Here is a 23,565-nt window from a genome sequence, read left to right as displayed (position 1 = left end):
GTCGCCGTCGGCAACGACCCCATGATCATCGCCGGGGGGCGCCGGGACTCCCCGCGCACGGACGACGACAATGGTGCGGGTGACTGCCCCAGACCCACAGGCCGCTGGTCGGGAGACCGCCGACGAACTGGTCCGCCGCCTCTCCGCCGACGACGCCGCCGGGGTGGACGAGCTGCTCGCCGGCATCACCGAGATCCGCGACCTGGTGTTCGTCGGCGCCGGCCTGACCACGATCGCGCGCGCCCACGGCCGGCAGCTCCCCCCGGCCCAGCGCGCGCAGGCCAGCACCCGGCAGCTGAACCTCGGGCAGCTGCGGGACAGGCACCGCGGCGACCCCGACGGGCTGCGCACCTGGCTGCGCCGGTCGGCCGAGGAGGTCCTCGTCCTCCGCGCGCTGCGCGAGGCCGCCGCCCGCGTCGCCGGCTGAAGGACCCCCGGCCCCCCACCAGAGAAGGACCCCGTCCTCCCCACCCCTCGCAGGCTCGGGGCGGGCCCCTGGACGGGGCCGGCGGCGGGACCCTGCGGGGGGCCGCCCGGTCACGCCGGGCGGGTCGCCACCCGCGCCAGCGGGAGGGTGAGCAGCAGCGCCCCGGCCACGAGGACGTAGGTCCACGGCAGCCCGACCCCCGCCGCGACGAGGCCGAGCACGAGCGCGCCGACGGCGGTCCCCGCGTCGAACGAGGCGTTCCACATCGCGCTGGCGGCGGTGGCCCCGCCCTCGCCGGCGCGGGCGAAGGCGGTCAGCAGCGTCAGGTTCTGCACCGCTCCGTAGCCCGCGCCGAAGACGGCGGCACCGGCGAGGACCCAGCCGGCGCCGGCGCCCAGCCCGAGCGCGACGGCGACGAGCCCGGCCGCCGAGGCGAGCAGGGCCAGCGGCAGCAGCAGCCGGGTGCCCGTCCGGTCGGCGAGCACGCCGGCCCGCCAGCGGCCGGCCGCCGCGGTGACGCCGAAGACCAGCAGCGTCGCCGTCGCGAGGACGCCGTCGGGCCGCTCGATCGGCAGGAAGGTCACCAGCCCGCCGCCGGCGAGGGTGACCACGAGCAGCACTGCCGACGGCGGCAGCGCGGCCCGCACCGCGGCGCGGGAGGACGACGTCCCGGTGCGCGGCTCGGCGCGCACACCACGGACGACACCGGGCACCAGCGGCAGCGCGAGCACCGGCGCGGCGGCCAGCCACGCCATCCAGGCCGCGTGCCCGCCGAGCACGAGCGCCACCCCGGCCGGGACGAAGGCCAGGTTGGGCACCGCGATCGCCAGCCCGTAGAGGCCGATCGACTCGCCGCGCCGCTCCAGTGGGGCCACCCGCGCGGCCAGCGTCGCGCCGAGCACGGTGAGCACCGCGAAGCCGAGGCCGCGCACCGCGGACACCGCCGAGAGCCAGAGCAGCCCGTCGTCCACCGCGTAGAGCGGCGAAGGGGCGCCGAGGGCGACGAGCCCGGCGGCCAGCACCGGGCCCGCGCCGAACCGCGCGGTCAGCGCCGGCACCACCGACTGCCCGGCGACGGTGACCGCGAGGAACACCGCGGTGACCAGCCCGGCGGTGTCGGCGGCGGCGCCACCCGCGACCGCGTACGCGGGCAGCGAGGCCAGGGTCAGGGTGAAGCTGGTGAAGCCCAGCACCGTCGCACCGGCCAGCGCCCGCACCGCCGGCAGCCGCCACAGCGACGTCCGCGATCCCGTCGTCCCCTGTGCCACACCGCTCCCCTCGACCGGTCCCCGTGGCCCGGCCGACCAGCATGACCGGCCGGGCCGGCCGGCGCGGGGCCGGGGGCGCGCGAACACCGCGCCGGCCGACGGCGGTGCACCATCCGGAGGTGCCCGCACGCCAGCGCGTCCTGCCGACGGACCGTCCCCGCCCGGTGTTCAGCCGCCTGTACGCCCGCATCAGCGAGGGGATGGACGCCGAGGGCCTCGGCGCACTGCGCACCGAGCTGCTCGCGCCGCTGTCCGGGTCGGTGGTCGAGGTCGGCTGCGGCAACGGCCGCAACTTCACGCGCTACCCGGCCGCGGTGACCGGGGTGACCGCGGTCGAGCCCGAACCGCACCTCCGGGGCCTGGCCACCCGTGCGGCTGCGGCGGCGCCCGTGCCGGTCACGGTCGTCGCCGGCACCGCCGAGGCGCTGCCCCTGCCGGACGGCGGTGCCGATGCCGCCGTGCTCTGCCTGGTGCTGTGCTCGCTGCCCGACCGCGACCGGGCGCTCGCCGAGCTCACCCGCGTGCTGCGTCCCGGGGGGACCCTGGCCTTCCTCGAGCACGGCCTGGGCCCGACCCGGCGGGTGCGCGCGGCGCAACGCCTCGCCGACGCGACCCTGTGGCCGCTGCTGGCCGGTGGCTGCCACACCGCCGTCGACCCGGTCGGCTCGATCCAGCGCGCCGGGTTCGAGGTCACGACCCTGCGCCGCCTGCGGTTCCCCGACTCCCGCCTCACCCTCCCGGCCACGCCGCACGTGCTCGGCCTCGCCCGCCGCCCCGGCTGACCGCGGGCGGGGTAGGCAGGGGACGTGCCCCTGCTCACCGTCGGCCACGGCCCCGACGACCGCACCCGTCTCGGCGCCCGGCTGACCGGGGCGGGGGTCGGGCTGGTCGTCGACGTCCGCCGGTTCCCGGGCAGCCGCAGCAACCCCGACGTCCGGCGGGAGGCGCTCGAGCGGTGGCTGCCCACCGCCGGCGTCGGCTACCGGTGGGACGCGCGGCTGGGCGGGCGCCGCCGGCTCCCGCAGGACGAGCCCGTCGCCGACGGCTGGTGGGCCGTCGCCCAGTTCGCCGCCTACGCCGCGCACACCCGGACGCCGGAGTTCGCGGCGGCGCTCGACGAGGTGCTGGCCGAGGCGGCGACGGCGACCGTGGCGGTGATGTGCAGCGAGAGCGTCTGGTGGCGCTGCCACCGGCGGATCGTCGCCGACGTCGCCGTCCTCGGCCGCGGCGTGCCGGTGCACCACCTCATGCCCGACGGCCGGCTGACCCCGCACGTCCCGTCGGTCGGCGCGGTGCTCGGCGCCGACGGCGAGGTGTCCTGGCCGGCGGCAGCGCCCCCCTGACCGCGGCCGCGCAGGCGACCGGCCCCGCCTCGGGAGGCGGGGCCGGTCAGGTGGTGGGCGGGTGCCGGTCAGTCGAGCCGGTGACCGCAGTCCCGGCAGAACCGGGTGCCCGGCGCGTTGCCGGTGTGCGCGCAGGTCGCCCGCCGCACCACCGGCGTGCGGCTCAGCACGAACCCGTCCGGACGTCCCACGAAGCGGGTGGCCTCGGCGCGGGCGGGCCGACCGGCCGCGGGGGCCTCGGCGCGGGCGGGCCGACCGGCCGCGGGGGCCTCGGAGGCCGCGGACGCCGTCGCCAGGGACGGACGGCGACGCTGCAGGAACACCCCGCCGGCGGCCACGAGCAGTGCCCCGGCGCCGGCTGCGTAGGGCCACGTCGACGGGTCGGCCCCCTGGGCGGCCGCGGCCGGGTCCAGGGCCGGGGAGGACGTGCCCTCCCCGGTGGTCCCGCCCTCGCCGGACGAGAGGTGCAGGTCGACGCCGCGGTGCTCGAGGAAGGTGCGCAGCGCCGTGCCGTCGGTGATGAAGTTGAAGTTCTGCAGGTCGCCGAGGTAGGAGCTGTTCACCCCGATGACCGCGCCGTCGGTGTCGACGGTGGGGCCGCCGGACATCCCCGGGGCCACCTCGGCGTTGATCTCCGTCGTCGAGACACCCGTGGGCGAGGTCTGGACCGAGCTCACCGTGCCGCTCTTGAAGGAGGCGCGCAGCCGGTCGACGTCGGTCACGTCCTGGACGTTGCCGGGGTACCCGATCGCGGTCACCTGGTCGCCGGGCGCCGCCGGTGCGGTGGCGACCGACAGGTACGGCGTCGACTCCTCCAGGTTGTTGATCTTGAGCAGGGCGACGTCCCCCTCGTGGAAGGACCGCCAGTCCAGCACCTCGGCCGTCAGCGAGTCGTCCAGGACCGAGCCCTCCACGGTCGACGGCTGGGACGCCCGCACGATGCGGGTGGGCTCCGCCTCACCCTGCACGCCGACGACCCGCCAGCCGGCGAGGGTCCGCGCCGGGGGCTGCGGGATGCCGGCGTCGGCGAGGAAGGTCGTGAGGACCTCGCTGCGGATCTCCGCGGGGTCGTCCTCGACGCAGTGGCCGGCGGTCACGATGTGGCCGGAGGAGTCGGCGAACCAGCCGGAGCACTGGCCCGCGGGGAGCACGACCGGCTCGGCCGACCGGACCCACCGGCCCGCGCTCTGGTACTCGACGTGGGCCTGGTACTCGATCTGCAGGTGGACGATGGCCTTCTCCGCGTCGGCCGGCGAGGTCGGGCTCGAGCCGCTCCCCGGCTCGTCGGCCAGTGCGGCGACCGGCGTCGTCGCCAGCAGCGCGGCTCCGGTGGCCGCGGACAGGACGGCGGTGGCGAGGGTGCGCCGGGACAGGCGGCGGAGGCTGGCGGTCATGGCGGGGGTCCTCTCCGGAGGGGGCTCGGCGAGCCCGACACGACGAGCGTCGGGCGCACCGACGGCCCGCTCCAGGACCCCTGGGGTGGGCATCGCCCCACCCTCGGGGGCGTCTGCCCCACCCCTGGGGCGGCGGTGTGCGCCGTTGCCGTCGGGAGGGGCGCGCCGCATCATGGGCGCGTGCCTGACGGGGCGCTGAGCTGCCCACTCCTGCGCTACGCCGACGCGGACGGCCGCCCGGCCGAGTTCGTGCTGACCGGCGCGGCGCCACGGCTGACCGTGGGCCGGTCGCCGGAGAACGACCTCGCCCTGACGTGGGACGCGGAGGTCTCCCGTCTGCACGCCACGCTCGAGTGGATCGGCGGCGCCTGGACCATCGCCGACGACGGGCTCAGCCGGAACGGGACGTACGTCAACGGGGAGCGGCTCACCGGACGGCGGCGGCTGCGGGCCGGTGACGGCATCCGGGTCGGGGGGACCCTCCTGGCCTTCCGGGAGTACGCATCACGGCGGGACGAGTCGACGCGGGTGGCCGCCGACGTGCCGACGCTCGGTGCCCTCACCGAGTCGCAGCGCGCGGTGCTCCTGGCGCTGTGCCGGCCGTTCAAGCACGGCGGCGCCTACGCGACGCCGACGACCAACCAGCAGATCGGCGCCGAGCTCTTCCTCAGCGAGGACGCCGTGAAGACCCATCTGAGAGCGCTGTTCACGAAGTTCGGGGTCGGGGACCTGCCGCACAACCAGAAGCGCCTGCGGCTCGTGGAGCGGGCGCTGCAGAGCGGCGTCGTGCGGGACCGGGACCTGTAGCGCCGCTCCCGACCGAGCCGGCGGTCGGCCCACGGGGCCGGGTCCTGCGCGTCCTGGGCCGACACCCCCGTCCGCGTCCTCAGCCGGTGCCGTCCAGGGAGCCGGCGACCCGGTCGAAGGTGTCCACCCGCTCGGCGAACACCGACGGCGGGGCGAAGAAGACGAGCAGCTGCCGCGGTGACGAGTCCAGCGCCAGGACGCGCACCTGCAGGGAGGCGTCGTCCCCGAGGCCGAGCGTGCCGCTCATGGCGCTCGCCTCCAGGTCCCCGACCGCCTCCCGCTCCCCCGGGCGCAGGTCCGCGTCGCGGCCCGGGAGCAGCGCCTGCGCGGCCGGGAGCTGCGCCACCGGGGAGTCGCCGTCCAGGCGTGGCCGGTGGTAGATCGCCAGCCCCACGACCGCCGCGGGATCGGCGTCGACCGCTGCCGCCGCCGACGGGACCCCGGCCGGGTCGTCGGCGAACAGCGCGGTCAGGTCCGTCGGGGACAGCACGGTGACCGAGCTGGCGCCGGCCTCGTGGGTGCGGGCGACCCAGTCGGCCGGCACCTCCAGCGTGTAGGGGATGTCCTCGGCGGCGAAGGTCGTGAGCTCCTCGCCCCGGCCGCGGAAGGCGAGCAGGCCGACGACGACGGCCACGGCGACCAGGGCCGCGACGACGGCCAGCGCCGCGGCCCACCCGCGCCGGGAGCGCGGACGTGGCGCGTCGTCCACCGCGCCCGGGTGGGACGGGTCCTCGTCGCCGGGCGGCGGGCCGGGGGGTCCCTGCGACGGGGAGGGAGCCGGGGGCCCGGACGGCGTCCCGGCCTCCATCAGGGCGACCAGCGCCCCGCACGTCGCCGGGCGGTCCTCGGGGGACTTGGCCAGTCCCGCGGCGAGCGCCTCGTCGACGCCGCCGGCCAGCTCGGGCAGGAGGGTCGCCGCGCGCGGCGGCACCCGCGACAGGTGCGCCCACATCAGCGCGACGTCGTCCTCCCCGTCGAAGGGCGGGCGCCCGGCGAGCACCGCGTAGGCCACGCAGGCGAAGGAGTAGACGTCGGCACGGCCGTCGACCGGGTCACCCCGGATCTGCTCGGGCGCGACGTAGTCCAGCGTGCCGAGGAAGTGGCCGCTCGTGGTCAGCCCGGAGATCGACGTCGACCGGCGGGTCAGCCCGAAGTCGGTCAGGTAGGCGTGCCGGTGTCCCTGCCGCGAGCGCTCGTCGACCAGGACGTTGCCCGGCTTGACGTCGCGGTGGACCAGCCCCGCGGCATGCGCGGCGTCGAGGGCGTCGGCCACCTGGTGCAGCAGGTCCAGCGCCTCGGGCAGCGGCAGCCGGGTGCGCCGGTCCAGCTCGGTGCGCAGGTCGGACCCGGGCACGTAGCGCATGGCGAGGAAGAGCTGTCCCTCGGCGTCGCCCGCCTCGTAGATCGGGATGATGTTCGGGTGGTCCACGGCGGCGGCCAGCCGGGACTCGCGCAGGAAGCGGGCGCGGAAGTTCTCGTGGCTGGTGTACTCGGGGGCCAGCAGCTTCAGCGCCACCTTCCGGTCCAGCCGGACGTCGTGGGCGAGATAGACGACGCCCATGCCGCCGCGTCCGATGACCGAGTCCACCCGGTAGTGGGCGAACGACGTCCCCGGGTCGAGCAGGGCCGGCTGCGGCCGCATCTCAGCGCACCGGCGAGCCGCACGCGGCGCAGAAGCGGGCCCGCTCGCGCAGGGGGTCGCCGCAGTCGGAGCAGAACGCCGCCGCCGACCGGGCCGGCGGCACCGACTGCTCCCGGGCCGGGGCCTGCTTGAGCTGCGTCCGCTCGTACGTCGGCGCCGGGGCCGACCGGGCACCCGGCTGCGGTGCCGTGGGGGCCGACGCCCCCCGGGTGGCCGGGACCGGGGCCGGCTCGGGCCGCTCGGCCACAGCGGTCTCGGCCAGGGCCGCGGGGGTCGGCACCCCGCCCGTCCCCGGCCGGGTGCCGCGCGGCCGCCGGTGTCCGGGCCGGCGGCCGCGGCGGCGGAGGAGGAACGCCAGGCCGAGCAGGAGCAGGACGAGCCCCACTGCCCCGATCCAGAGGCCGAGCGTGCCGAAGCCGCCGCTCCCCTCGTCCCCGGCGGCCGTGGCGTCCTCCGCCCCCTCGGCACCGGCGGTGTCCTGGGCCCGCTGGAGGTGCTGAGCCGCGAGCGCGGAGTCGTAGTACGTCAGCGACTCCTCGAACGCGCTCGCCGCGGAGGCGTTCGCGTTCCCCGCGGTCAGGTGGTCCACGCCGCGGCGGAACACCGCGTCGAACTCCGAGCCGGCGGGCGGCGTCCCGGCGGCTGCGAGCGCCTCGTGCAGCCGCTGCACCGGGACCACGGTCGGCGTCCCGCCGACGGTCGCGGCCAGGCCGGTCACCTCGCCGGTCGCCGGGTCGAGGACCGGCCCGCCGGTCATCCCACCGGCCAGTGCCGCCGCGACGTCGGCGTCCGAGGAGAGCGCAGCGGTCCCGGGGTCGACGGCGACGGCCATCTCCCCGGGCGGCAGCTCCGCTGCCGGGGGCGCGGTGAACCCGGTGAGGAGCCCCTGCTCGAGCAGCTGCTGGTCGGGGGGCGCCAGCTCGGCGGTCGGAGTGCCGCCACCGCCGCTGATGCGCAGCAGGCCCACGTCGGCGGGCCCGTCGGGGACCGGCAGCAGGTCGGCCGGTGTGCTGGTCGGCTCCCGGGTGTGCGGGAACACCGTGTACTGCGGCACGAAGAACAGGACGCAGTGCTCGACCTGGTCGTAGCAGTGGTGCAGGTGCGGGGCCCAGTACTGGTCGACCGCCTCGGCGCGGCGGGCGAGGTCGCCGTCGTTGCCCACCAACGCGGTGCCCATCTCCTCCTGGAAGAGCCGGTTCGCCGCGAACACGACCACGTCGTCCTCGGTCACGGTGAGCGCCTGCCCGGTGGTGGCGATGACCCCGTCGGAGGAGGTGAAGACACCCGACGCGCTGCGGATCGGTACCTCGTACCTGCCTCGGATGACGTTGACGTCACCGGTGGAGTGGTCGATGTGGGCGATCTCCGCGGTCGCCGAGACCTCGATCCGGACGACGGCCGCGCGCGAGCCCTCGACACCGCTGACCACGCCCGCGCCCGCCGCGGGCGGGTCATCCGCGGCACCCGCCGTCCCCACGGCGAGCAGGGGGGACGACGCGAGGGCGAACACCGCGGCCGCCCGGGACCACCGGCGCCGGTGCCTGCCCGGCACCTCCGGTCCCGCCCGACGCCTCGGGTGGGTCGGCCGCGGTGGGTCCTCACGCCGACGGTCCACGACACGGCCTCCCGCCCCGGTCGGCCCCCGGTGCAGTACTGGCTGGGCCGAAGTGCCCGGCACGGTCCCGCCGCCGTCGACCGTTGCCAAGGCCCCGCGGGACGGGAACCAGCAGGCCGGTCGCCCGTTGAGCACGCCGTCACGCTCCGCCCCCGGGCCCCTCCCCGGCGTCCCGACCGCGGATGGCCTGGTCGGAGGCCCCGCCCGCGGCCTGCGGGGGCGGGAGGGTCTTCAGCCCATGTGCGGGTAGCGGTGGTCGGTCGGCGCCACGAACGTCTCCTTGATCGACCGGGTGCTCGTCCAGCGCTGCAGGTTCTGCGCCGCACCGGCCTTGTCGTTGGTGCCCGAGGCCCGCCCGCCGCCGAAGGGCTGCTGGCCGACGACGGCGCCGGTGGGCTTGTCGTTGACGTAGAAGTTGCCCGCCGCGAACCGCAGGACGTGCTGCGCGTGCGCGATGGCGGCGCGGTCCTCGGCGATGACGGCGCCGGTGAGCGCGTAGGGCGCCGCCGACTCCATCTGGGTGAGCACGGTGTCGTAGTCGGCGTCGTCGTAGACGTGCACCGCGAGGATCGGCCCGAAGTACTCGGTGGTGAAGACCTCGTGCTCGGGGTCGGTGCCCTCGATGACGGTCGGACGGACGAAGAAGCCCTCGCTGTCGTCGGCCTGTCCGCCGGCCACGATCGACAGCGCCGGGTCGTCGTCCACCCGGTCGATGACGCCGGAGAGCTTGGAGAACGACTTCCGGTCGATCACCGCGCCCATGAAGTTGGAGAAGTCGGTGACGTCGCCCATCGACAGCGACTCGGTGACCCCGACCAGGTCGTCGCGCAGCCGCCCCCAGACCGACCGCGGGACGTACGCCCGCGAGGCCGCCGAGCACTTCTGCCCCTGGAACTCGAAGGCGCCGCGCACCAGCGCCGTCCGCAGCACGTCGACGTCGGCCGAGGGGTGCGCGACGACGAAGTCCTTGCCGCCGGTCTCGCCGACGATGCGCGGGTAGCCGCGGTAGGAGGCGATGTTCTCCCCCACCCGCCGCCACAGCATCTGGAACACCGCCGTCGAGCCGGTGAAGTGGATGCCGGCGAGGTCCCGGTCGGCCAGCGCCACGTCGGAGACGGCGGCCCCGTCGCCGGTGACCATCGAGATGACGCCCGGGGGCAGCCCGGCGGCCTCCAGCAGCCGCATGACGAAGTGCGCGGCGAACTGCTGGGTGGGCGCGGGCTTCCAGACGACGGTGTTGCCCATGAGCGCCGGCGCGGTCGGCAGGTTGCCGGCGATCGCGGTGAAGTTGAACGGCGTGACGGCGTAGACGAACCCCTCGAGCGGCCGGTGGTCGCTGCGGTTCCACACACCCGGCGAGGAGACCGGCTGCGCGGACACGATCTCGCGGGCGAAGTGCACGTTCCAGCGCCAGAAGTCGATCAGCTCGCAGGCCGAGTCGATCTCGGCCTGGTAGGCGGTCTTCGACTGGCCGAGCATCGTGGCGGCGTTGAGCGTCTGCCGCCACGGCCCGGACAGCAGCTCGGCGGCGCGCAGGAACACCGCGGCCCGGTCGTCGAACGACAGGTCGCGCCACGCGGGGGCGGCCGCCTTGGCGCAGGCCACCGCCTCCTCGGCGTCGGCGTGGGTGGCGTTCGCGGCGGTGCCGAGGACGGCGGCGTGCCGGTGCGGCTGGACGACGTCGAAGCGCTCGCCGCCGCCCATCCGCTGCTCGTCGCCGATCGTCATGGTGAGCTCGAGCGGCTCGCCGGCCAGCTCGGTGAGGCGCTGCTGCAGCGCGGCGCGCTCCGACGAGCCGGGGGCGTAGGTGAGCACCGGCTCGTTGCGCGGCGGGGGGACGTTGGTGACGGCGTCCATGGGACTTCCCTTCAGTTGGTGCTGACGAGGGAGCGCAGGAAGAAGCGCAGGTTCGCGGGGCGCTCGGCCAGCCGGCGCATGAAGTAGCCGTACCAGTCGGCGCCGTAGGGCACGTAGGTCCGCACGCACAGGCCCTCGGCGGTCAGCCGACGCTGCTCGTCGGTCCGGATGCCGTGCAGCATCTGGACCTCCCACGAGTCCGGCGTCCGGCCGTACTCGGCCGCCAACCGCTGGGCGAGGTCCACCATGCGGGGGTCGTGCGAGCCGACCATCGGGTGGCCGGGGCCGCGCATGAGGACGCCGAGGCACCGGGCGTAGGCGGCGTCGACGTCGGCGCGGGACTGCCAGGCGACCGACGGCGGCTCGTCGTAGGCGCCCTTGACCAGCCGCACCCGCGACCCGGGGACGGCCAGCGCGGCGGCGTCGTCCTCCGTGCGGTGCAGCGCGGCCTGCAGCACGGCGCCGGTGCCGGGGTGGTCGCGGCGCAGCTCCGCGAGGACGCTGAGGGTGGAGTCGACGGTGGTCGACTCCTCCATGTCGAGGGTGACCGTGGTGCCGATCGCCGACGCGGCTTCGGCGACCGGGCGGACCAGCTCCAGCGCCAGGTCGGTGCCGCCGCCGGGCAGCGCCTGGCCGAAGGCCGACAGCTTCACCGACACCTCGGCCGCACGACCCAGCCGCAGCGGCGCCAGCCCGTCCAGCAGCGCCAGGTAGGCGTCGCGGGAGCGCACCGCCTCGGCCCGGTCGGTCACGCCCTCACCGAGGTGGTCGAGGGTCACCGCGAGCCCCTCGGCGGTGAGCCGGCGGACGACGGACAGCACGTCGTGGAGGTCCTCCCCGGCGACGAACCGGTCGACGACCCGTCGGGTGGCCGGGGTGCCGGTGACGAGCCGGCGCAGGCCCGGGCGCCGCGAGGCGCCGAGCAGCAGGGTCTTCTGGGAGAGCACGAGCCACCTCCGACACCGGGGACCGGACGTCTCCGACGCTAGGCAGCCCCGGTCCGGACGACCAGCGACAGACGTACGGTTCCCGCCATCCGGGGTCATACACCTGTACAGGAGGACGACGGCGTGCGTGACGAGCTGCAGGAGCTGGTCGACCGGGTCGCGGGACTGCTCGGCGCCCCGGCGACCCTCGAGGACGCCGAGTTCACCCTGCTGGCCTTCTGCGCCCACCCGGTCGACGGCGCCGAGACGCCCGTGATGGACGCCGTGCGCACCCGCTCGATCCTCGGCCGCGGGTCGACGCCGGAGACCCGGCGCTGGTTCGAGGACTTCGGCATCGCGGTCGCCGAGGGCCCGCTGCGCACGCCGGGAGACCCGGACGCCGGCATCCTCACCCGCTTGGTGCTGCCGGTCCGGCACGCCGGGCGCACCCGCGGCTACCTGTGGCTGCTCGACGGCGGGCGCACCGACCCCGCCGCCGACGACCCCGCGCTCGCCGCGGCGGTGGAGCTGGCCGCCGAGGCCGGGCGGCTGTTGGCCGAGCGGGAGGAGGACGCCGGCGACCTGACCCGCCCGCTGGCCACCGCGCTCACCGGCGCACCCGACGCGCAGGTGTCGGCGGTCCGCACGCTCACCGCGGCCTGGGGCGAGCGGACCCCGGTGCTGCTCGTGGCGCTGCGGCCGGCCGGTGCGGGGCTGCCCTCGCCGTGGCGGGCGCCGGCCGCGGGTGCGGTCAGCGCCGTGCTGCCCGGCGCGGGGCTGGTGGCCGTCGCGGTCCCGCTGCCCGGCCCGGCGGACCTGCGCCCGGCCGCCGCGGTCACCGCCGCCGCGCTGGCCGGCCTGCCGCCCGGGAGCACCGCGGGGCTCTCCGCCGTGGGCGCCGGAGCCGATCGGCTGCCCGAGCGGTGGGAGCAGGCGCGCACCGCCGCGCAGGTCGCCGCCGCCGTCCCGCGCTTCTCGCCCGTGGCGCACTGGGGCGAGCTGGGCGGGTGGCGGCTGGTGGCGGCGCTGCCCGGCCCCGACCCCGCCGTCCGCCCGCTGCTGGGCGACCCCGTGCTGACCGCCACCGCCGAGACCTGGCTGGACGCCGGGTGCAGCCCCGCGCGCGCCGCCGCGACCCTGCACGTGCACCGGCAGACGCTGTACCACCGGCTCGGGCGGATCGAGGCGCTGACCGGCCTGGACCTGGCCGACGGCGACGCGCGGCTGCTGCTGCACGCCTCGCTGCGCCGCGCCCGGCTCCCCGTGTCGTGACCGGCCCCACACACCGCCGTCCGCGCGCGCCGGAGCGCGGGGAGTCACCTAGTCTCGGAACCGGTATGGGTGCTGCAGGAGAGGCGTCGCCTCGACACACGCGGAGCGCCGACGTCCTCACCGAACTGCGCACGGCCACGGCGGCGGAGCACGAGCAGGTGGAGACGACGCTCGGCCTCATGGACGACCAGCTGGACCGCGACCGCCTGGTCGCCGTCCTCGGCCGGTTGCACGCGTTCTGGACCGCTGCCGAGGCGGGCCTGGACGCGTGGGCCCGCCGCTGGCCGGCGGACGCCGAGACCGTCGCCTGGTCGCAGCGGCGCCGGGCGCACCTGTTCGCCGAGGACCTGCGCGCCCTGGGCGCCGAGCCCGGTCCCGCGCCCCTGCCCGACCTGCCCGCCGTCGAGGACACCGACCAGGCCCTGGGCCGCCTCTACGTCCTGGAGGGCTCCACGCTCGGCGGCACCTTCATCTCCCGCCACCTCGCCACGCTGCCGACCCTCGGCCCCGACGTCCGGCTCGGCGCCTTCTCCCCGTACGGCGCCGAGACCGGCGCCATGTGGCACGCCTTCCGCCGGGTGACCCGCGACCGGGTCGCCGCCGGCGGCGACGCCGGCCGGGTGGTCGGCGCGGCGCGGGCCACGTTCACCGCGCTGGCCGCCTGGTGCGCGCCGGTCGGGGCCCCGGCGTGAGCAGCCCCGAGGTCGAGCTGCTGCCGGCGGGGACGCCGGTCGACCTCTCCAACTGCGAGCGCGAGCCGATCCACGTCCCCGGCAGCATCCAGCCGCGCGGCGTGCTGCTCGCGGTCACCGAGCCCGACCTCGTCGTCGAGCAGGTGTCGGAGAACCTCGCCGACCTGGTGGGCGTGGACCCCGCCGACGCGCTGGGCCGGCGGCTGTCCGACGTCCTCGGGGTGGCCGCGGCCGGGGCGGTGGCCCGCTCGGCCAGCGCCTTCGGCGACCTGCGGGAGCGCAACCCGGTGGAGCTCACCCTCGACGTCGGGGGCAGCCCGGTGCCGGTCGACGCGCTGCTGCACCGCGCGCTCACCGGCACCGGCGACGGCGTCCCCCCGTCGACGGCGCTGCTGGTCGTCGAGCTCGAACCGGCCCGCGGTCCCCGCCCGTTCTCGTTCCCGAACACCTACCAGGCGGTGCGCGGCACGGTCGGCGAGCTCAACCGGGCGACCTCGCTGCAGGAGCTCTACGACACCACCGCGCAGGCGGTGCGCGAGCTGACCGGCTTCGACCGCGTGATGGTCTACCGCTACGACGCCGAGTACAACGGCGAGGTCGTCGCCGAGGCCAAGGCCGAGGAGCTCAACTCCTTCCTCGGCCTGCACTACCCGGCCTCCGACATCCCGGCGCAGGCGCGGGCGCTGTACGAGAAGAACTGGATCCGGCTGATCTCCGACGTCGACTACCGGCCGGTGCCGCTGCGCCCGGCGCTGGTGCCCTCGACGGGGACGCCGCTGGACATGACCTTCTCCACGCTGCGCAGCGTCTCGCCGATCCACGTCGAGTACCTGCACAACATGGGGGTGCGCGCCTCCATGTCGGTCTCGCTGCTGCGTGACGACCGGCTGTGGGGCCTCATCGCCTGCCACCACTACTCCGGTCCGCACGCTCCGCCCTACGCCACCCGGGCGGCCGCGGAGTTCCTCGGCTCGACGCTGTCACTGCGCCTGGTCGACCGCGCCGAGGAGGACGAGGTGCACCGCGCGCTGCAGGTGCGCTCGACCCTGGCCTGGCTGACCGCGGCCACCCTCGACGAGGACCGCCCGCTGGCCGACACGCTGCTCGGCTCGCCCGGCCTGCTCGACCTGCTGCCGGCCGACGGCGTCGTGGTGCACCTGCAGCGCCACCGTGGCGCCCGCGGCACCACGCTGCCCGAGGCCACCGCCGACGCGATCGCGACCTGGGCCGCCGCCGCCCGGGGCGAGGAGGTCGTCGCCACCGACTCGCTGCCCCGGCACGCCCCGGAACTGCAGGTGCCGTGCGAGGTGGCCTGCGGGGTGCTCGTGCTGCCGCTGCCGGAGGGCCAGTACGTGCTCTGGCACCGCGCCGAGGCCCGGCGCACCGTCGACTGGGGCGGCGACCCGCACAACAAGGCGATCGCCGAGCGGGAGGGCGACTCGGTCCGGCTGAGCCCGCGCAAGAGCTTCGAGCGGTGGCGGGAGACCGTCCGGGACCGCTCCGACCCCTGGACGGCGCAGGAGCTCGCCGAGGTCGGCGAGCTGCGCACCCACCTGCTCGAGGCGCTCTACGCGCGGTCGCGACGCGCGGTGCGCGCCGCGGAGCTCCTGCAGCGCAGCCACCTCACCGAGCCGCCGGAGTCGGCCTCCCTCGACGTCGCCGTCCGGTACGTGCCGGCCACGACCGAGACCCAGGTCGGCGGCGACTGGTACGACGTGTTCGAGCAGCCCGACGGGTCGACGGTCGTCGTCATCGGGGACGTCGTCGGCCACGACACCGAGGCGGCGGCCGTGATGGCACAGCTGCGCGGCCTGCTGCGCGGCATCGCCTACGGCAGCGCGGACGGTCCGGCCACGGTGCTGCGCCGGCTCGACTCCGCCGTCGCGGGGCTCGGGCTGCACGCCATGGCCACCGTGCTCGTCGGTCTGCTGACCCCGGAGCCTGCGACCGGCGGCGCCCGGCTGCGCTGGTCGAGCGCCGGGCACCTGCCGCCGCTGCTCGCCGACCCCGGCGACGGCGTGCTCGCGCTGACCACGCCGCGCGCCGAGCTGCTGCTGGGAGTGGACCCGGCGGCACAGCGCACCGAGTCCGAGGCCGTGCTGGAGCCCGGCTCGACGCTGCTGCTCTACACCGACGGCCTCGTCGAGCGGCGCGACCAGGGCTTCGACGACGGCGTGGAGCGGCTGGCCGACGAGCTGGTCGCCGTCCGGGACCGGCCGCTCGAGGTGGCCTGCGACGAGCTGATCGGCCGGCTGCTGCCCGAGGGCGCCGAGGACGACGTCGCGCTGGTCGCCGTCCGGCTGCGCGGCTGAAAGAGGACCCGCTCAGCACCGGTCCTGGTCGTGGTCACGGATCAGGCCTGCGACCACCTGCCGCTCCGTCTGCCGAAGCGGCTCGCCCGCTGCCCGTTCCGCACGACGACGGCGCACGTGCGGGACGTGGGGGCGGGTCAGGCCGGAGCGTCGGCGTCCTGCACGGACGCCGCGAACGCCTCGGGGCCCTGCTCCACCGCCGCCGGGTCCATCCACATGACCTGCCAGCCGTGGCCGTCGAGGTCGAAGAAGCTCCGTGAGTACATGAAGCCGTGGTCCTCGGCGCCATCCGCCTCGCGGCCGCCCGCCGCGAGCGCAGCGGCGCCGACTGCATCGACCTCATCGCGGGACGACACGCTGAAGCAGTACAGCGCCAACGCGTGTGTGGCGGGGTCGGCGATCGGCAGCTTCGAGAACTCCGCGAACTTCTCCCGGCTGAGCAGCATGACGAAGGCGTGCTCGCCGACCGGCATGCAGGCGGCGGTCTCGTCGGTGAACACCGGGTTGTAGCTGAACCCGAGCTCGGCGAAGAACGCCTTGCTGCGCTCGAGGTCCGCTACGGGGATGTTCACGAACAGCATGCGGCCGGGGTGTGCGGGATCGGTCATGCTGGGTCTCCAGACGGTGGCTCGACGGCGTACGTCCGGGTGGACCGGCGCAGCCGGCGGAACTCGTCGGTGGATCCCGGCTCGGACGCCGTCCTCCTGTCGAGCGAGCGCGTCGGGCGCAGAGCGGGCCAGGGCGGGGCCGGCAGGACGGCGCGGAGCGGGCTGACCGGTCCCGGCTGCCGCGCAGGAGCGCTCGGCGCAGCGCGGCCCCCATGGCCTGCACGCTCCGCATCGCGCGGGCCGACCGGCCGCTGGGGCCCTACCTGGTCACGCCCTGCGAGCGCCGGGACGGGGAGGACCAGCCGGGAAGCGGGTCGCCCATGGCGGCCTCCGGGGAGACAGCACCACCTCCGAGGGACGTGGACGACCCCGGATGGGGTCAGTGACCGGGCAGGTGTACCCATGCCTCGATCTCGACCAGCGCGCCGAGCGGCAACTGGTGGACGGCGACCGCCGACCGAGCCGGTGGCTCGTCGCCGAAGACCTTCGCGTACTCCTCGTTCATGACCGCGAAGTCATCCATGCTGACGAGGAAGACATTGGTCTTGACCACGTCGGTCAACCCGGCGCCGTGCGACTCCACGACCTGGCGCAGGTTCGCCAGCGCCTGCGCCGTCTGCGCTCGTACCCCATCGGCGAGGGCGCCGTCCTCGAGCCCGACCTGGCCTGAGACCGCCAGCCAGCCGCCGGCGGCGACCCCGGGCCGTAGAGGAAGGGGTCCGCTCATGCCTGCCTCCGTCTGTCGTCGTGGTGCGGCCACCGGTCGATGCACCAGTCTGCGGGTCGCAGCTCGGAAGACACGCGTGCGCGCCGACCCTCGGCTCCGCCACCTCCGTGTGCAGCGGGTGGACGGGCCAGGTCATCCCTCCATGCGGCCCCTCCGTCTGCCACGGTCGGGACGGCGGACCGTTCCGCAGGACCAGTGCCGCGTCGGTCGGACCCGAACACCGCGGTGCGAGGGCGAAGCGGCTCGACCTGGGTGTCGCGAGCCGATCCTCTGCGGTGATCGCCCGACGTGCTGAGTGGAGACGCTCACGGCGTCCGGTGCGGGTTCCTCCCACGGGCGCCATCAGCGCCGCCAGAAGAGGTGGTGGACGACGCCGCTGGGACTGGGCACGACGTCGTGGTGGTACCGGTCGCGGAGCTCCTCGGGGGACCTCCACAGCCGGGACCCGGCGCCGAGCTGCACCGGGGCGACGGCGATGTGCAGGGTGTCGATGAGGTCGGCGTCGAGGAACTGCCGGATGGTGGTCGCGCCACCGCCCAACCGGACGTCCTTGCCCTCGGCCGCCTCGAACGCTCGTCGCAGCACGGCGGCCGGCTCGCCGCCGATGAAGTGGAAGGTCGTGTCGGACAGGCGGAAGGAGGGCCGCTCGTGGTGGGTCATGACGAAGACCGGCGTGTGGAACGGCGGCTGCCGGCCCCACCAGCCCTGCCACTCGTGGTCGGCCCAGGGACCGCGCTGCGGGCCGAACTTGTTCCGGCCCATGATCTCGGCACCGATGTTGCGGTGGAAGTCTCGGACCATGTAGTCGTCCAGACCGCGACTCCCTCCTGGGTCGCTCCGGTTGGGCCAGCTGGCCGTCGCGAAGGCCCAGGCGCCGAGCTGAGCGGGGTCGGCGTGGCCGAACGGGCGTTCCAGGCTCTGTCCCTCACCGGCGCCGTAGCCGTCGCTGGAGACCATGAAGTTGTGCACTCGCACCAGTTGCGCCATTCCCACCCGCTCCCTCCTGACGTGCCATCGGTCGCTGCTCTCGACCGCTCCGCAGGGCCGGACTCATCGCGACTCACGACTCCGGTGAGGCGACGTCCGGTGGCGGATCCTCCTGCGGTACGTGCCGATCCACGAGCGAACGGGCCGTGCCGACCTCGTGAGGGTCACGCGGGTCTGGGCCACGCCGCCGTCGTCCCAGAGCCGGAGGCGAGCCCGACGTCGACCTCCGCAACGGATCCCGCTGCGGTCGAGGGGCGTGCTGCCCCGAGGAGCCGCTCAGCCGAGGGAGTCGACGAGCTCGCGGCAGGCGGTCTCGCAGCGCCGGCAGGCCTCGGCGCAGACGCGGCAGTGCTCGTGCATGTCGGCGTGCTGAGCGCACTCGTCACCGCAGGCCTTGCAGGCCGCGGCGCAGGCCTCCAGGACCGCACGGGTCAGGTTGGCGTCGTAGCCGGTGTGCCGGGAGAGCACCCGCCCCGTGGTGTCGCAGACGTCGGCGCAGTCGAGGTTGGTGCGGACGCACGTCGTCAGCTCGGCGACCATCTCCTCGCTGAGACAGGCGTCGGCGCAGGCCGTGCACGACTGGGCGCACTCGAAGCACGCCTCGATGCACGCGGTGAGCTTCTGCTTGTCGACACCCCCGAGGTCGGCCGGGTAGGTCTCGAGCATCTGGCTGGCAACGGTCACGGGTCGGTCCTCCGTCGTCGACGACACTGACCCCGCCCCCCTACCCACGCCGCGCGGTACCCGTGCGGGCTCCCCGGCCGGTCGCCGGGGAACCCGCCTCAGGCCTCGCCCTCCCCCGGCGGGGAGCTGAACCGGGCGCTGAGCCCGTCGCCCTGGTCGCCGCCCTCCCCCGGCAGCGGCGCCTCGTCCTCGGCCGCACGCACGACGGCGTCGTCGGCGAGGTCGTCGTCGTCACGGCCGGCCGGGGCGTCGCGCTCGAGCTCCTCGAGCACCCGCCGCTCGTCGTCGGTGAGGTCGCCGGTGCCCAGGTGCTCCCCGGGCTCACCGGCGTCCGACCCGCTCGCCATGGCCGAGTCGGGGTCGAGGTCGTCCGGGCTGGTCATCGTCGTCTCCTCGGGCCGGCTGGCGGGTCAGCGGGGGAAGTTCGGTTCCAGGCGCGGCACGATCTGCATCTCCGGCACGAAGGCCGCCGGGTGCAGCGTCACCAGGTAGCGCACCATCTCCGCGACCGCCGACGGCGGCATCATCAGGTGGGCCGGGATGCCCCACTGCTCCATCATCGGCGTGTCCATGGCCGCGGGGATGACCGCCTGCACGCGGCACGGGAAGGGCCGCTCGACGCCGTCCTCGCCCTTCACCGCCTTCTCGCGCAGCTCCCGCTGGATGCACCTGGTGGCGTTGAGGAAGCCGGCCTTGGAGCCGTTGTAGGCGATCGCGCCGCTGCCGGAGGTGATCGCCGAGAGGCTCACGATGTGCACCACGTCGGCGGTGCGCCCCTCGGGCAGGTGCTGCACCCGCTTCATGAACTCGCTGGTGAGGAAGACCGGCCCCTCGCAGTTCACCGCCTGCACCCGCTGGTAGTCCGCGAGGTCGATGTCGGTGATGTAGCCGGGCCGGTCGATGCCGGCGACGTTGGCCAGGATGTCGAAGGCGTCGCCGTGGGCGTCGAAGAGCTGCGCGACCACCGCGCGGCGGCTGGCGTCGTCGGTCACGTCGAGCGCGACGACCTCCGCGGACCCACCGGCGTCGGCCACCAGCTCCGCGGTGCCCTTGGAGCCGCCCTCGTCGATGTCGGCGACGGCCACGTGCGCGCCGGCCTCGGCCAGTGCCACGCAGGTGGCCCGGCCCAGTCCGCTCGCCCCGCCCGTGACCAGGGCCACCCGCCCCTGCAACGCCCTGCTGTCGGCCATCCGCTCCTCCGTCTGTCGGTCGTGGTGTTCCCGACCAGCCTGGTGGATGCCGCCGCCCGTCGCAGGTCGGACGATCACACGGTGGTCGCCCTCCCCGACGCCGCCCGCACCCCGCCGAGCCCGGTCCCCCACACGTCGGCCAGCGTCACGGTCTGCAGCCCGCGCTCGGCGATCAGCTCCAGCAGCTCGTCGTAGACCTGGGTGATGGTGGGCTGGTTGGCGTGGCCGACCACGACGGCCTGCGCGGTGAACCACCGGTCGGCGGCGTCCACCAGCTCGGCGGGTGTGAGCAGCCGGTTGTCCTCCAGCGTGCTGTTCCACATGACGACGGTCGGGTGCCCGAGCTCGGCGCTGATCCGCTGGACCCGCTCGTCGTGCGCGCCGAACGGCGGCCGCAGGAACGGGGTGCGGATGCCGAAGGCGCTCTCGATCCAGTCCCGGTTGCGGCCGATCTCCTCGGCCACCTGGTCGTCGGAGAGCGTGGTCAGGTCGGGGTGCGACCAGGTGTGGTTGCCCATGGCGATCTGCCCGGAGTCGATCAGCGGCTGCAGCACGTCGCCGTTCTCCTCCCAGGAGGAGTAGCGGCCGTTGGGGAAGAACGTCAGCCGGACGCCGCTGTCCCGGGCGAACCGGCACAGCGACCCGACGACCTCCGAGCTGGTGCCGTCGTCGATGGTCAGCGCGAGCGACGTGCCGTCCCCCGGCAGCTGGTCGACGACGCCGGTGGGCGCGGGCAGCACGGCGGGCAGCGCTGGCGGTGCGACCGGTTCGGCGGCCGCGGCGGTGCTCACCGGCGCCCGCGTGGGGTCGACCAGCCCGGCCGTGCCCTGGCCCACGGCCGTGCCCGCCAGCCCGGCGGCGAGGAAGAGGAGGAACCGACGACGCTCCATGCGGCGGACGCTAGGGAGCACCCCGGGCGCGCTCCGCGCAGCGACACGAGGCCCCGCGCAACGACACGGGGCCTCCCGGGTGGCCGGTACCACCCGTGCCCCCGCGGTCACCAGCCGTGCTCGGCGGCTCGGGGCGCACGCTCCACCGGCCGCTCGTGGGCCGCCCGCGCCCGGCCGCCCCGGCGCTAGCGTCGCCCGCATGGACGTCACATGGGACGACTCGCGGCGGGCGTTCGCCGACGCCGCGCAGTGGTTCGTCGGGACGACCGCCCTCGTCGGCGACCGGTGGTCCCGGCCCGCCCTGGGCGAGTGGGACGTCCGCGCCCTCGTGGGCCACACGAGCCGCTCGCTCCTGACGGTCGAGGCGTACCTCGCCCGTCCGGCCGCGACGGTCGACCTCGCCTCGGCCGGCGACTACGTCCGGGCGACGCGGGCGGTGGCGGCCGATCCGGCCGTGGCGGCGCGCGGACGGGACGCCGGGGCCGCCCTGGGCAGCGATCCGGCGGCCGGCGTGGCGGAGATCGCCGCGCGCGTGCTGCCGCTCGTCGAGGCGCAGGACGGCACGGAGCTGCTGACGACGATCGCGGGCGGCATGCGGCTGGCGGACTACCTGCCCACGCGCACGTTCGAGCTGGCGGTCCACACCGCGGACCTCGCCACCGCGCTGGAGGCGCCGCTCGACGTCCCGGCGACGGCCGCGGCCCAGGCGCTGCGGCTGGTCGCCGACCTCGCCGTCTCCGACGGCCTCGCGGGCCCGCTCCTCCTCGCCCTCACCGGCCGGGCGGGCCTCCCCGCGGGCTTCTCGGTGCTCTGACGCGGCCGGACGGTCAGCCGACCGGGACCAGCCCCGCCTCCTCGATGAGGCGGGCCTGCTCGCGGCACCACGGCGACCACGCGTCGCCGTCCTCGGACTCCTGGCGTTCGCGGAAGGTCGCCCAGTCCAGCAGCTCCCACTCGCCGACCTCGTCCGGGTCCGGCGCGGGGGTGCCGGCGAAGCCGCCGAGGTAGACCGGGCAGATCTCGTTCTCCACGACGCCACGGAACTCCGCGCGGTAGCGGTAGCCGGGCAGCGCCGGGCGCAGCCGGTCGACCTGCAGGCCCAGCTCGAAGGCGGCGCGACGGGCGATCGCGGCCGCGTCGTCCTCGCCGGGGCCGGGGTGCCCGCAGACGGTGTTGGTCCACATGCCCGGGAAGGTCTGCTTCCCCTCGGCGCGGCGGGTGACCAGCAGCCGGCCGGCGTCGTCGAAGAGGTACGCCGAGAAGGCCCGGTGCAGCGGTGTCTCGCCGTGGTGCACCAACGGCTTGGGCATCGTGCCGATCGCCGCCCCGTCGTCGTCGAGCAGGACGATGAGCTCCTCCGAGGTGACCACGGAGGACATTGTCGTCCCGCCGGGCTCTCCCCGCCGCGGCGCCGTGATCGTCCCGCGCCGAGCCCACCCGGCGCCTCGTCGCGGAGCCCTCCGGCCTGCCCCTCCTCGACCCACCACGGCCAGGAGCCGCGCTCCGCGATGATCACCACGGTTGCCGCCCCGCCTCGACCCCACCGTCCCGTCACCGACTGGCGCGGGCACGACCCCGCGGGCACGGTCTGCGGGTGGACAGCTTCACGCGCGACGGTCTGGTCTTCGACGTCCGGGACGGCGGCCCCGCGGACGGCGCCCCGGTGGTCCTGCTGCACGGCTTCCCGCAGGACGCCGCCGCCTTCACCGCCGTCGCCGACCAGCTGCGCACCGCCGGCCTGCGCACCCTCGCCCCCGACCAGCGCGGCTACTCCCCCGGCGCCCGCCCCTCCGGGCGCGCGGCCTACCGGCTGCGGGAGCTGACCGCCGACGTCCTGGCGCTGCTCGACGCCGCCGGGCTCGGCAGCGCGCACGTCGTCGGGCACGACTGGGGCGGCCTCGTCGCGTGGGCGCTGGCGGCCTGGCACCCGGAGCGGGTCCGCACGCTGAGCGCCCTGTCGGTGCCGCACCCGGCAGCGATGGCCCGGGCCTTCGTCACCAGCGACCAGGCACTGCGCTCGTGGTACATGGGGCTGTTCCAACTGCCGGTGCTGCCCGAGCGGCTGCTGCTGGCCGGGGACGCCGCGGCGCTGCGCCGGATGTTGCAGACCAGCGGCCTGCCGCCCGAGCTGTCCGCGCACTACGCGCGGCGGATGCAGGAACCGGGCGCGCTCACCGCGGCCCTGGCCTGGTACCGCGCCCTGCCCTTCGACGCCCGCGACCCGGTGGGCACGGTCCGCGTGCCGACGCTGCACCTGTGGAGCACCCGCGACGTCGCCCTCGGCCGCGCCGCCACCGAGCAGACCCGCCGGTTCGTCGACGCCCCCTACCGGCTCGAGGTGCTGGAGGGCGTTCCCCACTTCCTCCCCGAGCTGGCGCCCGGACGGGTCTCCGAGCTGGTCACCGAGCACGTCCGCGCGCACGGCTGACCGGGCGACCGCAGGCGGGGAGGAGCCGCCGCCGGGGTCCGCCCCAGCACCAGGCCCGCGACGGCCAGGACCAGTCCCACGACGGGGCCGACGACGAGCGCCACGTCGAGCGCCCGGCCACCGGCCGACACCGCCGGGGCGTGGTGAGCCGCACCCGAGGCCGCGGACAGCACCGGGTGTCCCGCGAGCACGGCGGCCGAGACGACGGCCATCTGCGCCCACGCCCGTCGCCGGGGCAGCACCGCCAGGTGCATGGCGCAGGGCAGACACCCCATCCCCATCGCCAGCAGGACGACGACGTGCACGGACGACGGCGTCGGACCCGAGGTGAGGGCCAGCACGTGACACGCCGCCGAGGTCACGGCGACCAGGACCGCGCCCCACCGGAGGACCCCCGTCACGGGCGTGCAGTTCGACTTTCGCACGACCTCTTCACCTTTGGAGACGACGGCTGTAACGTGGCTCACGCCGACTTTCTACACCCGTAGAACCAAAA

Annotated in this window: 23 protein-coding genes; 9 read left to right on the top strand and 14 right to left on the bottom strand. The window is 75.9% G+C overall.

All coding sequences use genetic code 11. From position 1 onward, the window contains the following. Positions 1-79: 79 nt before the first annotated feature. Entirely contained in the window at positions 80-427 is a 348-nt protein-coding gene (locus BLS21_RS07720) for a hypothetical protein (RefSeq protein ID WP_245700152.1), read from the top strand. Between the two features lie 110 nt (positions 428-537). Here the strand turns inward: BLS21_RS07720 and BLS21_RS07715 are convergent, their stop codons facing one another. Continuing rightward, on the bottom strand, positions 538-1,695 hold the full coding sequence (locus BLS21_RS07715) for an MFS transporter (RefSeq protein WP_091215990.1): 1,158 nt from the start codon (positions 1,693-1,695) through the stop codon (positions 538-540). A 119-nt stretch (positions 1,696-1,814) separates the two neighbouring features. Between BLS21_RS07715 and BLS21_RS07710 the strand changes: the two genes are divergently transcribed. Beyond that, entirely contained in the window at positions 1,815-2,477 is a 663-nt protein-coding gene (locus BLS21_RS07710; RefSeq protein WP_217636036.1) for a class I SAM-dependent methyltransferase, read from the top strand. 24 nt (positions 2,478-2,501) lie between these two features. Further along, the gene (locus tag BLS21_RS07705) at positions 2,502-3,038 is read left to right on the top strand and encodes a DUF488 domain-containing protein (RefSeq protein ID WP_091215987.1); all 537 of its coding nucleotides are present in this window, start codon (positions 2,502-2,504) and stop codon (positions 3,036-3,038) included. A 68-nt stretch (positions 3,039-3,106) separates the two neighbouring features. Here BLS21_RS07705 and BLS21_RS07700 read toward each other — a convergent pair whose 3' ends face one another. After that, complete coding sequence (locus tag BLS21_RS07700) at positions 3,107-4,432, bottom strand: S1 family peptidase (protein WP_175479481.1); 1,326 nt, start codon at positions 4,430-4,432, stop codon at positions 3,107-3,109. A 180-nt stretch (positions 4,433-4,612) separates the two neighbouring features. Between BLS21_RS07700 and BLS21_RS07695 the strand changes: the two genes are divergently transcribed. Continuing rightward, positions 4,613-5,239 carry an FHA domain-containing protein gene (locus BLS21_RS07695; protein ID WP_217636035.1) on the top strand — a complete coding sequence of 209 codons (627 nt, stop codon included), beginning with the start codon at positions 4,613-4,615 and terminating at the stop codon, positions 5,237-5,239. Between the two features lie 79 nt (positions 5,240-5,318). Here BLS21_RS07695 and BLS21_RS07690 read toward each other — a convergent pair whose 3' ends face one another. The 4 genes from BLS21_RS07690 to BLS21_RS07675 form a co-directional block, all read right to left on the bottom strand. Then, a complete protein-coding gene (locus tag BLS21_RS07690) occupies positions 5,319-6,881 on the bottom strand; it encodes a serine/threonine-protein kinase (RefSeq protein ID WP_091215981.1) in 1,563 nt (520 codons plus the stop codon). A 1-nt stretch (position 6,882) separates the two neighbouring features. Then, complete coding sequence (locus BLS21_RS07685) at positions 6,883-8,433, bottom strand: zinc ribbon domain-containing protein (RefSeq protein WP_091215979.1); 1,551 nt, start codon at positions 8,431-8,433, stop codon at positions 6,883-6,885. Positions 8,434-8,727: 294 nt separating this feature from the next. After that, positions 8,728-10,353 (bottom strand): L-glutamate gamma-semialdehyde dehydrogenase, encoded by a 1,626-nt coding sequence (gene pruA / locus BLS21_RS07680; RefSeq protein WP_091215978.1) that lies wholly within the window; start codon positions 10,351-10,353, stop codon positions 8,728-8,730. Between the two features lie 11 nt (positions 10,354-10,364). Beyond that, positions 10,365-11,300, bottom strand: a complete 936-nt coding sequence (locus tag BLS21_RS07675; RefSeq protein ID WP_091215975.1) for a proline dehydrogenase family protein — start codon at positions 11,298-11,300, stop codon at positions 10,365-10,367. Positions 11,301-11,423: 123 nt separating this feature from the next. On the opposite strand from BLS21_RS07675, the gene BLS21_RS07670 reads away from it, so the two are divergent. The 3 genes from BLS21_RS07670 (at position 11,424) to BLS21_RS07660 (ending at position 15,555) form a co-directional block, all read left to right on the top strand. Continuing rightward, on the top strand, positions 11,424-12,551 hold the full coding sequence (locus BLS21_RS07670) for a PucR family transcriptional regulator (protein ID WP_091215972.1): 1,128 nt from the start codon (positions 11,424-11,426) through the stop codon (positions 12,549-12,551). 65 nt (positions 12,552-12,616) lie between these two features. Beyond that, a complete protein-coding gene (locus tag BLS21_RS07665) occupies positions 12,617-13,243 on the top strand; it encodes a biliverdin-producing heme oxygenase (RefSeq protein WP_091215968.1) in 627 nt (208 codons plus the stop codon). Next, positions 13,240-15,555 (top strand): SpoIIE family protein phosphatase, encoded by a 2,316-nt coding sequence (locus BLS21_RS07660; RefSeq protein ID WP_091216486.1) that lies wholly within the window; start codon positions 13,240-13,242, stop codon positions 15,553-15,555. The genes BLS21_RS07665 and BLS21_RS07660 overlap by 4 nt, the downstream gene beginning before the upstream one ends. Before the next feature lie 137 nt (positions 15,556-15,692). On the opposite strand, the gene BLS21_RS07655 is transcribed toward BLS21_RS07660, so the two are convergent. The 7 genes from BLS21_RS07655 to BLS21_RS07625 form a co-directional block, all read right to left on the bottom strand. Next, positions 15,693-16,163, bottom strand: coding sequence for a VOC family protein (locus tag BLS21_RS07655; RefSeq protein WP_175479480.1), 471 nt, complete (start codon positions 16,161-16,163; stop codon positions 15,693-15,695). 379 nt (positions 16,164-16,542) lie between these two features. Beyond that, positions 16,543-16,890 (bottom strand): RidA family protein, encoded by a 348-nt coding sequence (locus BLS21_RS07650; RefSeq protein WP_091215964.1) that lies wholly within the window; start codon positions 16,888-16,890, stop codon positions 16,543-16,545. Between the two features lie 342 nt (positions 16,891-17,232). Further along, positions 17,233-17,877, bottom strand: coding sequence for a dihydrofolate reductase family protein (locus BLS21_RS07645; protein ID WP_091215962.1), 645 nt, complete (start codon positions 17,875-17,877; stop codon positions 17,233-17,235). A gap of 276 nt (positions 17,878-18,153) precedes the next feature. Next, entirely contained in the window at positions 18,154-18,561 is a 408-nt protein-coding gene (locus BLS21_RS07640) for a four-helix bundle copper-binding protein (RefSeq protein WP_091215959.1), read from the bottom strand. A 98-nt stretch (positions 18,562-18,659) separates the two neighbouring features. Further along, complete coding sequence (locus BLS21_RS07635; protein WP_091215956.1) at positions 18,660-18,944, bottom strand: hypothetical protein; 285 nt, start codon at positions 18,942-18,944, stop codon at positions 18,660-18,662. Positions 18,945-18,971: 27 nt separating this feature from the next. Continuing rightward, positions 18,972-19,751 (bottom strand): SDR family NAD(P)-dependent oxidoreductase, encoded by a 780-nt coding sequence (locus BLS21_RS07630; protein ID WP_091215954.1) that lies wholly within the window; start codon positions 19,749-19,751, stop codon positions 18,972-18,974. Between the two features lie 74 nt (positions 19,752-19,825). Next, a complete protein-coding gene (locus BLS21_RS07625) occupies positions 19,826-20,641 on the bottom strand; it encodes a polysaccharide deacetylase family protein (RefSeq protein ID WP_175479479.1) in 816 nt (271 codons plus the stop codon). 199 nt (positions 20,642-20,840) lie between these two features. Between BLS21_RS07625 and BLS21_RS07620 the strand changes: the two genes are divergently transcribed. Beyond that, positions 20,841-21,455 carry a maleylpyruvate isomerase N-terminal domain-containing protein gene (locus tag BLS21_RS07620; protein ID WP_091215949.1) on the top strand — a complete coding sequence of 205 codons (615 nt, stop codon included), beginning with the start codon at positions 20,841-20,843 and terminating at the stop codon, positions 21,453-21,455. 13 nt (positions 21,456-21,468) lie between these two features. Here BLS21_RS07620 and idi read toward each other — a convergent pair whose 3' ends face one another. After that, positions 21,469-22,020: an isopentenyl-diphosphate Delta-isomerase gene (idi, locus tag BLS21_RS07615; protein WP_091215946.1), complete on the bottom strand. Its 552-nt coding sequence runs from the start codon at positions 22,018-22,020 to the stop codon at positions 21,469-21,471. A 215-nt stretch (positions 22,021-22,235) separates the two neighbouring features. On the opposite strand from idi, the gene BLS21_RS07610 reads away from it, so the two are divergent. Then, complete coding sequence (locus BLS21_RS07610; RefSeq protein ID WP_091215945.1) at positions 22,236-23,069, top strand: alpha/beta fold hydrolase; 834 nt, start codon at positions 22,236-22,238, stop codon at positions 23,067-23,069. Positions 23,070-23,565: the final 496 nt, after the last annotated feature.

Source organism: Geodermatophilus siccatus (genome assembly GCF_900103785.1).
GTDB classification, from domain to species: domain Bacteria; phylum Actinomycetota; class Actinomycetes; order Mycobacteriales; family Geodermatophilaceae; genus Geodermatophilus; species Geodermatophilus siccatus.
Note: the sequence above shows the minus strand (reverse complement) of the source record. Positions and strands in the feature narration are given on the sequence as shown.